At 48.3% G+C, this 12,103-nt stretch carries 12 protein-coding genes; 3 read left to right on the top strand and 9 right to left on the bottom strand.

Translation table 11 applies throughout. The features are described 5' to 3' along the window. The 3 genes from ABJO30_05965 to rsmI all read right to left on the bottom strand — a co-directional run. The coding region (locus tag ABJO30_05965; protein ID MEP3232354.1) for a glutathione synthase at window positions 1–145 on the bottom strand (145 nt) is incomplete at its 3' end. A gap of 76 nt (window positions 146–221) precedes the next feature. After that, window positions 222–602, bottom strand: a complete 381-nt coding sequence (locus ABJO30_05960; protein MEP3232353.1) for a YraN family protein — start codon at window positions 600–602, stop codon at window positions 222–224. After that, window positions 595–1,509 (bottom strand): 16S rRNA (cytidine(1402)-2'-O)-methyltransferase, encoded by a 915-nt coding sequence (gene rsmI, locus ABJO30_05955; protein MEP3232352.1) that lies wholly within the window; start codon window positions 1,507–1,509, stop codon window positions 595–597. The genes ABJO30_05960 and rsmI overlap by 8 nt, the downstream gene beginning before the upstream one ends. A 312-nt stretch (window positions 1,510–1,821) precedes the next feature. On the opposite strand from rsmI, the gene ABJO30_05950 reads away from it, so the two are divergent. Then, window positions 1,822–3,081 (top strand): penicillin-binding protein activator, encoded by a 1,260-nt coding sequence (locus tag ABJO30_05950; GenBank protein ID MEP3232351.1) that lies wholly within the window; start codon window positions 1,822–1,824, stop codon window positions 3,079–3,081. Between the two features lie 12 nt (window positions 3,082–3,093). Beyond that, window positions 3,094–3,414, top strand: a complete 321-nt coding sequence (locus tag ABJO30_05945; GenBank protein ID MEP3232350.1) for a DUF1330 domain-containing protein — start codon at window positions 3,094–3,096, stop codon at window positions 3,412–3,414. Here the strand turns inward: ABJO30_05945 and ABJO30_05940 are convergent. The 5 genes from ABJO30_05940 to ABJO30_05920 form a co-directional block, all read right to left on the bottom strand. Beyond that, window positions 3,411–4,307: a DMT family transporter gene (locus ABJO30_05940; GenBank protein ID MEP3232349.1), complete on the bottom strand. Its 897-nt coding sequence runs from the start codon at window positions 4,305–4,307 to the stop codon at window positions 3,411–3,413. The genes ABJO30_05945 and ABJO30_05940 overlap by 4 nt on opposite strands. Before the next feature lie 71 nt (window positions 4,308–4,378). Then, window positions 4,379–5,818: a radical SAM protein gene (locus ABJO30_05935; GenBank protein MEP3232348.1), complete on the bottom strand. Its 1,440-nt coding sequence runs from the start codon at window positions 5,816–5,818 to the stop codon at window positions 4,379–4,381. 24 nt (window positions 5,819–5,842) lie between these two features. Beyond that, window positions 5,843–6,700: a DUF547 domain-containing protein gene (locus ABJO30_05930; GenBank protein ID MEP3232347.1), complete on the bottom strand. Its 858-nt coding sequence runs from the start codon at window positions 6,698–6,700 to the stop codon at window positions 5,843–5,845. An 82-nt stretch (window positions 6,701–6,782) separates the two neighbouring features. Next, window positions 6,783–8,066, bottom strand: coding sequence for an O-acetylhomoserine aminocarboxypropyltransferase (locus tag ABJO30_05925; protein ID MEP3232346.1), 1,284 nt, complete (start codon window positions 8,064–8,066; stop codon window positions 6,783–6,785). 45 nt (window positions 8,067–8,111) lie between these two features. Then, on the bottom strand, window positions 8,112–8,633 hold the full coding sequence (locus ABJO30_05920) for a CoA-binding protein (GenBank protein ID MEP3232345.1): 522 nt from the start codon (window positions 8,631–8,633) through the stop codon (window positions 8,112–8,114). Window positions 8,634–8,890: 257 nt separating this feature from the next. On the opposite strand from ABJO30_05920, the gene amt reads away from it, so the two are divergent. Then, window positions 8,891–11,341 carry an ammonium transporter gene (gene amt / locus ABJO30_05915; protein ID MEP3232344.1) on the top strand — a complete coding sequence of 817 codons (2,451 nt, stop codon included), beginning with the start codon at window positions 8,891–8,893 and terminating at the stop codon, window positions 11,339–11,341. A 23-nt stretch (window positions 11,342–11,364) separates the two neighbouring features. On the opposite strand, the gene ABJO30_05910 is transcribed toward amt, so the two are convergent. Continuing rightward, window positions 11,365–12,078, bottom strand: a complete 714-nt coding sequence (locus tag ABJO30_05910; GenBank protein MEP3232343.1) for an acyloxyacyl hydrolase — start codon at window positions 12,076–12,078, stop codon at window positions 11,365–11,367. Window positions 12,079–12,103 lie beyond the last annotated feature (25 nt).

The following is a 12,103-nucleotide window of genomic DNA, read 5'->3' as shown; positions in this document are numbered from 1 at the left end:
CTTTGCCATCGCGCATGCCTAAGCGGTCGGTTGTGTAATGAAACAGCTCATGTCCACGCGCTTGTGCTTCAAGCATCAAGGCAAAAGTTGTGTCCCCTTCAATGTGAAGAGTGGAAATGTGGTCCATTTGAACAGCTATTTTCATGGGTCTTGCCTCGGCGTTTAATACAGTCATGTGTTTATGGGGTGGTGGCGAAGTTGTTTCAAGCAAAGAGTTGCAATCAACCCTCTGTCATGAAGGCGTTTTCTAACAAGGAAATTTGATGATCAGGGGTTACCACGGCGACATCGAAACGAAACTCGGTCGCTTTTTCGGCAATCTCATGCGCGTCAGCCATCCATTGTGTGGCAGCAGCAGCCAGACGGCGCTGTGCTTTTTGCGTGATGCTATGCAACCCCTCTTCAACAGAGGACCGCGCCTTCACTTCGACGAAGCATATAAGATCACCGCGCGATGCGATGAGATCAAGCTCACCGCTTTTGGTTTTATAACGCTCTGCTAAAACCTCAAAACCATGTTCTATAAGGTGATCGCGCACCAAGGCTTCTGCGGCCAATCCCGCTTCATAGGCTTTGATCCGTTTAGGGTCTTTATCAACCATCTTTCAACTGCTCTTTAAGCACCAAGGCCCGTTGATAGAGATCGCGCTTGGGCAATCCAGTTTCTCGGCTTAATTGTTCTGAAGCGTCTTTAACGCGCAACGTTTTAAGTAGCTCTAGCAATTCTTCATCAACGCTCTCAATATCAACGCCGCGCTGCTTTACTGGTTCAATCAGCAGTACGATCTCGCCTTTGGGTGTTGGCTCTTCGCCATATAATGCGGCTAATTCTTCAAGCGATGCGCGGCGGAAGGTTTCAAACAGCTTGGTCAGTTCGCGAGCAACCACAGCTTGCCTTTCGCCACCTAAAACGTGGGCTGCATCTTGCAAGGTTGCAGCGATACGGCGGGGCGATTCAAAGAAAATCAAGGTTGCTGGCGTTTCGGCCCATGCTTCTAGCCGAGTGCGGCGAGCTGCTTGTTTCGGCGGCAAGAAGCCCGCAAATAAAAATGCATCATTGGGAAGGCCTGCTGCACTCAAGGCTGTGATAGGGGCTGATGCACCGGGCAGAGGCACAACTTTGTATTCGTCGGCGATTGCATCTTTGATCAACCGATAGCCGGGATCAGAGACAAGCGGTGTGCCAGCGTCGCTCACCAAAGCGACGCTTTTTCCCTCCCCCAGCATCGACATTATATGGGGAGATTGTTTTTCAGCATTGTGCTCATGGTAAGCGATCATCTTGGTTTTGATACCAAAATGCTTCAACAGCTTTCCTGTCACCCGCGTATCTTCGCAAGCAATCGCATCAGCATTTTGCAAAACATTGAGGGCACGTAGGGTTATATCCCCTAGATTCCCAATCGGCGTTGCAACGATGTAAAGAGCTGATTCAATCGCTTTGTCTGTTAGGTGCCCATGTATCAAGATGTTACCACTTGCTGCTTCTTGACTTCCATCATTTGCCATGACCATTTCCACCTACAAAGCGACGCCTTTTGGCTCAACGTCTTTTTCTTGCCTTATTATACCTGACAAGTTTCAAGCATATTTAGCAGGTGTATGCCCTGTTGGGCTGCACTGCAAACTTTGAAAAGCTGTTAACCATAACTAATGCAATTTAGACGTGAATGATGCAAAAGTCTGTTGTCCATGGTTAATTATTGCTAAACATTCATCCTGATTGACAAAGTCACTCAAGAAATGCGGCCGACACTGTTCATTCTGGGTATAGGTTCGCCCCTTTAAGGTGCAGAAGAACGTTTAAGAGAAGGAAATCGCATGACATATAAGCTACGCACATTTGTGGCCCGTTACTGTCTGCCATTATTTATGCTTGCTTTCGCTGCTGTTTTAAGTGGCTGTATTGCAACAGGCCCGCAAAACGGCGGTGGCCTTGGCGCCCTTCAACCCGCTCTACCCGACACCACCCCACAACCAACGTTGCCAGTGACGGCGTCTTTGCCTGCTGCCAATGGACGTACCCTTGGTACTGGTCCAATTAGAGTCGCGATGCTCGTGCCGATTACAGCCTCAGGGTTTGGCGCTTTGGCTGCTGAGAATTTCGTCAATGCCGCTGATCTCGCGCTACGTGAATTTGATTCAACGGCAGTACAAATTGTTGTTAAAAATACCTCAGGCACAGCCACTGGTGCTGCAAATGCAGCCCGCGAAGCAATTAGAGAAGGCGCTGAAGTAATCTTGGGGCCAATGTTCTCAAAAGCAGTTCCAGCCGTCGCAAGTGTCGCACGTCCTGCTGGCGTTCCGGTCATTACATTTTCTAGCTCCACTTCGGTTGCAAGCAATGGTGTTTATGTCTTCGGCTTCGCACCAGAACCAGGTATTATTCGAGCTGTCCGCCATTCAGGTAGCACTGGCTCGCGCAGTTATGCCGCCCTTTTGCCAAACAACGCTTTAGGTAATCTCTCTGAAGGCGCCTTTAGACAAGCTGTTGCAAGTGCTGGCGGACGGATCGCTAGCATCACGCGTTATAATTACGGCAACAACGAACCTAATATCAAAGCGCAAGAAGTTGGTGCTTTGGCTCAAAGCGGTCAGGTCGACACAATCTTCATTCCCGACGCTGGCGATGTTGTACCGCAATTGATTGCCTCCGTTAAACAGGCTGCCCCTACGGCCCAAAACATAAAATTCATTGGTTCTGGACAATGGGATGATCCGCGTATTTTCCGAAACTCTGCTTTATCAGGCGCTGCTTACCCTGCCCCTGACCGCGACGGTTTCAACAAATTTGCTCAACGCTACAATGGCGCATTTGGCAAACCACCAATCCGGCTTGCAAGTCTTGGCTATGACCTAGCAAGCTTGATGGTTGTTCTTACCAAACGCTTCCCACAAGATCGTTTTGCTACAACGCGACTAACGGATCCAAACGGCTTCAATGGCGTCGTGGACGGAACCTTCAGGTTATCAACAAACGGACGTGTACAGCGCTCACTTGCCGTGTATGAAGTGACCCCTAGCGGCCCTCGCGTTGTAAGCCCTGCCCCTCGTACTTTCTCGCAAACAGCGTTTAATTAGAGGCTGACCCAAATGCCGGCTTATGTTCTGTCAATGATGTCAATTCATGATCCGGCAACATTCAGAAAATATACCGATCACACCCCACCAACTGTCGCCAAATATGGCGGCAAGTTTTTGGCGCGTGGTAAGCCTGTCGAAACCCTTGAAGGCGAGCCTTATGAAGGCCGTCTGGTGATTTTGGAGTTTCCAGATATGGAAACCGCACGGGCATGGTGCGCTGATCCACTTTATCAAGAACTAAGCCAGCACCGTCGCGAAGCTTCCACCTTTTCAAATCTCTATATGATTGAGGGTGACGATAATACAGCAGCACCCGACGCCAAGGTTTAAGCTGCCCGCCTTCTAACGGACATCAGCAATATGCCAAGTGTCAAAATGGCAATACCGACCCAGCTGATCACCCCAATTTCTTCACCCAAAAACGCCAAACCAAACATCGCGCCGGTTGCAGGCACGATCGACATTGCAGTTGATGTTGCAACAGGTCCGATGTGACGCGCTGCCAAAGCAATCATGATCAGACCAATGAAGTTTGGCACGAAACCTTGGAAAAGAAACTGGAGCCAAAATGCACCGCTTTCCGTCTCACTTATTCCGCTTGGCAAAAAGAAATACCAAATCGGCACATAGAAAACCGCATTGATCACAGACGCGCAAAACACCACCTCTAGCGGCTTAATCGACCACGTTCTGCTCACCCGCAAATAAAGACAAAACATAAGAGCGGCAGCGATAAACATTACATCACCAGGCCATGTCTCGCGAAAATCGAAGTTCTCATCACCAACAGTCAAAGCAACGCCAGCCAAGATAACGAGCGAAGCAATCATTTGGCGGGCCGTCGGTTGCTCCGACAACCAAATCCACGCAATTATGAAGGTAAAAATGGGTAAAAGCCCATTCATGAAAATGCCGCCGTGGGAGGCTGGCGCATATTCAAAGCCCTGAAATATAAAGAACACGTAGATTGGTCCAAGCAGGAATGCGACAGTTGCAATCCGCCCCAATGTCATATTGCGCCATGGTTTGAAATATAAAACAACAGGCAGAGCAACAAGCCCTGAAACGCCATATCTTATAGCGGCCAAATCAAAAGCGGTAAGCGCGGTCAAAGCCCCTGCCCGACTGATCACCAGCCACGAGCTCCAAATAATCAAAACACAAAATGCAGAAAAAATGCCGAGGGGTTTATTGCCGTCAACAACCGATTGCTTAGCACTCAAGAGCGTCGCCCACCTTTATCACCGATCACACGTTGTGGCCCGCTTAGGCTGATTTGGCAAGGCGTGAAAAGCTAAACGGTTGCCTCTGATTGACGTTTCTCGCGATTTGAAGCGATCTCACCAATACGACCTTTCACGCGAACGCTATCACGCGTTGCCCGTTCACGCCCTTTAAGGCGCTTGGTTGGCAATTGATCTAGCGGCAACACATCCTTACCAAGCGGGTTCCATTGCTTATCACCTTTGGTGGTCACATCTTGTAAAATGTAGCTATCGCGCTTGGCATTGTGAACGCACATGGAAACAGGACCATCGCGGGTCATTGTCATGAAGACACAGGCATCACATCGTTCTTTGGAAAGCTGCTCAGCGTGCATGAAGTTATGAATATAAAACGTAATCATGTGGGGTTTACCGCCCACTTGCTTTAGCCCGCGCCGCAGCACCCAAGCTTTCTTCGCGCCATAAGCCACCATGGACCCAAGCAATGAGAGATTACCCATCACCATATGTTTGGCAAAACTGAGAAGCGAACGAATAGGTTGATGACGATCTAAAAACAACTTGGCAGCAAAAGGCATCAGCTTTGCGTAAAAAGCACGATCGCCCTTTGTGAAAGCGGAAGCGCGTTGAGCGCCTGCCACAAGAACTTTGCTATAGCGATTGCATTCAAGGTGACCGATTTGCGGAAAGTCAAAAGTCATTTCAACGCCCGTGCCTTGGCGAATGGCGTCCATCACAACTTCCTGTGTGATCGCACCACCCCGTTCTCGCTCAATCCCACGCCCTGTATCTGCAATCATTTGAAATGAGGATAGATGAATGTCATCTGCGTGCTCACAGAAGTAATCGACCAGTGCTGGAACTTCTGCCAAATTGCCTTGATATAGGGTCGTATTGAAAATGATCTGTAGCCCAAGGCCACGGGCGCGCTCGATGTATTCATCACGAATTTCATTAAGCGCCATCTCGCTATCAAAGCCTTTGCGCTCCTGTGTCAAATCCACATGAAACGCGACATCTTTAAGACCCGCATCCTTTAGCTCACTGAGCAGATCACGCGTTGCTTTTATTCCATTGGTAAAAAGCGCGGGCCTTAGTTTTTTGTCTGCAAGGTGACGGATAATTGCAACCAATTCATCGCGCTTGCGCAATGTCGGATCACCGCCTGTTACTTGAACATTTGTGTTCGGCCCGTAATGCTCTGCGATCAAATCAATCCGCCTGAACACTTCATCCAACGGCAGGTCATGAACGGCTTCGGAATAATCAGAAAGATAACAGGCTGTGCAATCAAGGTTGCAACGTTGAGTAATTTCCAACGCCACACAACCAATGGCAAAATGATTTCCCGCCACCTGAAACGGATTATCGAGTTGATGTTTATTGACCGCCTCACGCAAGGGCGCGCGCAAATCATCACCGGTGCTGGGGCGCTTTGCAACGTCCCAGTCTTTAATCTCGTCTACCGATAAGAAAGAAGCGCTATTTGAGGTGTTCGATATTGTCATCTCAATACCCCCACTCAGACGCCCCTACTTTGCATCGTTGAGCGTCCAATCATACTCAAACTTATCAATCTTAGATATGGATGCGAGTTTCGTCTTCAAATCACCCGCGGCATAACGCTTCATATGATTGATGATCGCCTTATGGCTTCCACCAAAATCACCCTCATACCAAAAATAGATTTTTGACGCTGTCGCCTTCCCACCAGAAAAACGAATGCCCCGCGCATTGTTGACGAAACGCGATGCAGCCGTGTTGAGCTGCTTGTCCAAAACATCACCTTTAAAGGCTGTTTTGCCAAGGTTTGGACAGCTAATTGCGGCACAATTAAAGGCGTAATGTAGTCGAGGGTCTTTCCAAAGCGGACGCACAATACCGCTTTCAATATCATTTAATGTCAGCGTTTTACCGTTGACGGTTGCAACTTTGTCATTGAAGGGGCCGAGGAAATCAAGAACACCCTTCTTCACATCGCGAATGGATTTAATCGGATAATTGCGCAACGCGACTGACACCGTACTGGCGTTATAAAGGTTCACCCAAAAGGCAAATTGCTCATTGCGATTTAGCCCTGTTACATCTGTTGATTGTAGAGATTTTAGATAATTACCAAGGGCTGCTTTATCGCCACCACTAACACGACCATAAGCAACGCGGTTCACACCGTTGCCATCAGTCTTGATGTATTTCTTCAAAAAGCCATCCCAAGCACTGTGATCGACTTTAACTGTGGAACCTGCGCTGTTCTTTTTCCAAGGCCCACTAATCAACTTTGCCTTTGGCACAGCAAAGCGCTCCAAGGCACTTTGTGCATGGCTGGCGCCTACCAGTGAGAAAGATAAAACCAAGGCAGACAAACCGGCGACGAAATTCTTATTGCGCATGAAGCACTCCTGAAGGAAGGGAATTTGAAGTAAGCCTCCCACATTGCACATCAACATGCAGCAAACGTTTCTTAAACTTGGCTCACGAGTGAGTGAGCGCTTGTTCTAGATCCGCGATGATGTCCTCAACATCCTCAATGCCGATAGACAAACGAATAACGTCACTACCCGCACCAGCCGTTACTCGTTGTTCTTCCGTCAATTGTTTATGGGTTGTGGAGGCTGGGTGGATGATCAAGCTTTTCGTGTCACCAATATTGGCTAAATGCGAGAACAAATCCACGTTGGAAACGAGGCTAACGCCTGCATCATAGCCATCTTTAAGACCAAAGGTGAAGACAGCACCCGCCCCTTTCGGCAGATAGCGAGCGGCCAGTTCATGGTTGTCGCTACTTTCAAGGCCCGCATAACGCACCCATGCAACCTTATCGTGACCTTCCAAGTAAGCGGCTACTTGCAAAGCATTTTCGCAATGGCGCTGCATACGAAGAGGCAAGGTTTCGCACCCTGTTAAAATTTGAAACGCGTTAAACGGGGAAATTGCAGCACCAAGGTCACGCAGCCCCAACACACGACACGCAATAGCAAAACCAAAATTGCCAAAGGTCTCGTGAATAACAAGGCCGTCATATTCTGGGCGCGGTTCGCTCAGCATTGGGTATTTGCCAGACCCGATCCAATCAAAATTACCACCATCAACAATCATCCCACCCATGGAATTACCATGACCACCGATGAACTTTGTCAGTGAATGAACAACGATATTTGCACCGTGTTCAATCGGGCGACAGAGATAGGGCGAAGCCATTGTGTTATCAACAATCAACGGGATGCCCGCCTTTTGCGCAATAGTCGCAATCGCCTCAATATCCATGACAATGCCGCCAGGGTTGGCCAAACTCTCAATAAAGATTGCTTTGGTTTTATCCGTGATTGCGGCTTCAAAGCTTGCTGGATTTTCAGCGTCAGCCCACACCACATTCCAACCAAAGCTCTTAAATGCATGGTTGAATTGGTTGATCGACCCACCGTAAAGTTTATTAGCAGCGATAAATTCATCGCCTGATTCCATAAGTGTGTGGAACACGCCCAATTGCGCGGCATGACCAGAGGCGACAGCCAAGCCCGCAGTGCCGCCTTCAAGGGTCGCAATGCGTTCTTCTAAAGCAGCTGTGGTTGGGTTGGTAATGCGGGTGTAGATATTGCCGAATGCTTGCAAGCCAAAAAGCGAGGCTGCTTGATCCACATCATCGAAAACAAAACTGGTCGTTTGATAAATCGGCATCGCCCGTGCGCCTGTCGCTGCATCTGGCGCGGTTCCTGCGTGGATCGCTTTTGTCGAAAACCCTGGTTTCTTTTGAGACATTATCTTTCAGCCATTTTAAATATGTACATTGATTTGGAAGGGTCGTTACCGCGAATTAAGCCCAAAACGTTGATAGCCATCTTGCAGCTTTGGCTTCTTGGAGGTGATGACGTTTGAAGCAACACCCACCCAACCAATTTCACCGCATAACCGCCCGTATTCAATTTTGGGACAGCGGTCCATCACAACCTTTATGCCGTGGCTTTCTGCAAGCTTGGCCGCTTCTTCATTATAGACTGTAAGTTGCGTCCAAATGACTTTTGGCAAGGGATCAAGCTTCAAGCATTCTTCAACGACACCCGGCACAGCAGCTGAGCTTCGAAAGACATCAACCATATCAATAGGCCGATCGATGTCAGCAAGCGAGGCATAAGTCATCGCGCCGCAAATTTCTTTGCCAGCATGACCCGGGTTAACCGGAACCACATCATACCCTTTGGACAAAAGGTACTTCACTAGAAAATAAGAAGGACGAATGGTTTTTGGACTGGCGCCAACCACCGCAATGGTTTTCACACCGGTGAGAATTTCGCGAATATACGCATCAGAATACTGTCTATGTTCCATAATTTATTTCTTATCGCATTCAGCCTGCCAAGTCACCCATGCGAGATCTTTTCATAGCGCACCAACATAGGAATTTTTCCTTTAGCATCATCATGGTAGCGCCCTTAACTTTGAGCAATTAGTTGAAACACTATCAACTCCAAGTAACAACCCATTAACCATGTTTATAGTACAAACCGCCAAATACCCTACAATACTAATCTGCAGTACTAACTCAAATTACTAAAATACTAACATGAAATACTAAGAGGTCGATCGTGCGCGGACTTTCCTTACTCCTTACTTTCTCAACGTTAATTGTTGCTCCAAGCCATGCCACTGAGGCAAGTGCGCTGCTGCCAGAGATTGAGAGTCTCAAAGCACAAATTTCAACGCTGCATAGCAACATTGAAGCGCAACAAACCAACTCCAATCACATTTGGACAATGGTTTGTGCAGCTCTTGTTCTCTTCATGCAGGTCGGTTTTTTGTTTCTTGAAGCTGGTGCCGTTCGTTCAAAGAACTCGATCAATGTTGCGCAGAAAAATATCGCGGACTTCTTCATTTCAGTCTCTGTGTTTTATTTAATCGGCTTCGCCGTCATGTTTGGCCCAAGTATTCTAGGTTGGGTCGGCAGCCCCTCAACGCTCAGCGCTTTCAATGTGATTGACGACTGGTCTTTCACCTTCTTTGTTTTCCAAGCCGTTTTTGTTGGCACAGCAGCGACCTTGATGTCTGGCGCTATTGCCGAACGCATGAATTTAGTTGGATATATGGTGATGTCAGCGGTAATAGCCGCTCTCATCTATCCAGTCTTCGGCCACTGGGCATGGGGCAACCTTCTTGATGGCGACAATGCAGCTTGGCTTGCAGATAAAGGGTTCATCGACTTTGCAGGGTCCACCGTTGTGCACTCAGTTGGTGCATGGGTAGCTCTTGCTGGTATCATTATTCTCGGGCCACGCATTGGCCGCTTTGGAGAAGATGGCAAAGCTAAAACAATTCAAGGCCACTCCGCCGTATTGACCACGGCAGGTGCTGTTATTTTGCTAATTGGTTGGATGGGTTTCAACGGCGGCTCAACAACCACAGGCAATTCAGATTTTGCCAAAATTATCGCAAACACCATCCTAGCCGCAGCCTTTGCTGGCATCATTGCAATGATGATTGGGCGGTTCCACGATGGTCTTTATGCCCCTAACCGTTCGGTCAACGGCATGTTGGCAGGGCTTGTTGGCATTACGGCGGGCTGTGCAGCCGTTGATCCTTATGGCGCGATTGCTATTGGTTCAATTTGTGGCGTCATCATTTATTACGCTGAAGAATTCATTCTACACAAATGTAAGTTGGATGATGTTGTGGGTGCGGTTGCAGTCCATGGTGTATGTGGTGCGGTAGGTACTTTGCTGGTTGCCTTCTTTGCCTTGCCAGAACACCTCGCCGCGGGATCTGTGTTTGCTCAATTCCAAGTTCAGGCTTTAGGTGTAGGCGCGGCATTTGCTTGGGCCTTCCCACTCTCCCTCATAACCTTCAAAATCGTCGATATGTTCTTTGGTCTGCGCGTCAGCGAAGAAGACGAACGCAAAGGCCTTAATATTGCGGAACATGGTGCAACACTTGGCACAGGCGAGTTACAAGAGCGTCTCCAGCGCATCACAACTATTGAACGTGATTTGACCATTCGTCTTGATGATACTTCAGGCGATGAAACCGCTGAAATTGCTGCCATCGTCAATCCGTTTCTCGATGACGTTCACGATTTGATGCGCCAACTCAAAGCGCAATCGGTTCAGGTGGCAAATTCGGCGTCTACATTGACAGATTTATCAAAGACATCGGTTGATGGCGCGAATGAAGCCTCTGCTGGCTCTGCTGCAATGTCGCAATCTGCGAGCGATTTATCCAATAACACACAGCACCTTGATGGCGTCGCCCGTGAAATTTCATCAGAAACCTTGGAAGCAATGGACGCCACAGAGATTATGGCGCAAGAAATCCACGTGGTTTCCGACGCCATATCAGAATTGGCGCAATCTGTTGCTTCCGTTGGGAATGACGCCACGGTCGCCAACGATTTTGCGACCAAAACCGCAGCTGCAGCAAGCACCGCCCATGAGGCTGTGAACGAATTGGCTGGGGCTTCCAAGGATATTTCAACAATTGTTGACATGATTTCCGACGTCGCCGCTCAAACAAACTTATTGGCTCTCAATGCAACGATTGAAGCATCTAGGGCTGGTGATGCAGGGCGTGGTTTTGCAGTCGTCGCGAGCGAAGTGAAGACGCTTTCTGAGCAAACGACCAAAGCAACCGAAGAAATCCGCGCGCGTGTAAAACAAATCCAAACAGACAGTGCCAATGCAACCGGCATCATGGGTGAATTGCATGACGTCGCGACTAAAATGGGTACTGCTATGAATAATATTCATGCCGCGACCCAACAACAAACCACCATTGCTGAAGGCATTTCCAACAACTCACAAACAGCTGCACACAATGTCGATATGATCTCTGAAAGGATCAATACCGTGACCAACAAAGTTGGTGATGTGAGTAAGGAAATTTCTTCAATCTCCGACAGCGCAACCCTTACGGGGACACACGCAAGTTCACTTTCTCAAGTGGTTGAATTAACCCGTGAGCGCGCAAAGAGCATGAATGAAAACGCTCAATCTCTGGCCGAAGTCTCTTCATCCCTCAACGCCTCAGCTAAGAAATATAAAATCTGATTTTAGCGGGCTGTTAGAGTGCGCTAAAACTTGTAGCGCACACTACCAATAAAGTTGTGAGATGATGGACTGACCCCATCAAGTGATGTGCCAAACGGTGGCGAGAAAAGCCCCGTTCCCGTGCTGGCAAAACCGCGAAAGCGATAGCCAACACCTAGATTAACTCGTGATGAAATATCGAAGTTTACACCCGCTCCAAGCTGATAGGCAAACACGGCACCATCAACATCAATATCTTGGAATGACCCGATATTATCAAAGAGGTCAGCATCAATCACCCCAAGACCAACACCGCCGCCAAAGTAAGGTGAAATTTTACCAGACCCTAGAAAATCAAGGTCAAACCAGACATTGCCGAAAACTGTTGTTGTTTGAAAAGTAGCGTCTTCATCAAACGGTTGCCCAGCCAAAGCGCCACTTGCAGTAAAATCACTGAAGCCATTGCGCTGATATGACAACTCCACCTCAGTGCGTACATTGTCAAAGATTTCAAATCCAAGCGCCACACCACCCAAGAAACCTGTATTCTGCGACACGCTTAAGACTGACGGACCGATGACGCTTGCAACATCAGATTGCAGGCTAATGTCATTGTTACGTGGCGTGCTTAAACCGGCGAATAATTCAACATACGCCCCAAAAAGGCTATCTTTGGCAGATGCCATTTGGGAATTGGGAACCACGAGCAATGTGGCAAGTGCAGCTGAAGCGCATGATCTTTTCTTTTTGAGTTGCATCTTGGTGTCCACTTTCTACCTTTAC

This window comes from Hyphomicrobiales bacterium, from assembly GCA_039973685.1.
In the GTDB taxonomy this organism is placed as follows: domain Bacteria; phylum Pseudomonadota; class Alphaproteobacteria; order Rhizobiales; family JACESI01; genus JACESI01.
This window is presented reverse-complemented; position numbering and strand designations above follow the sequence as displayed.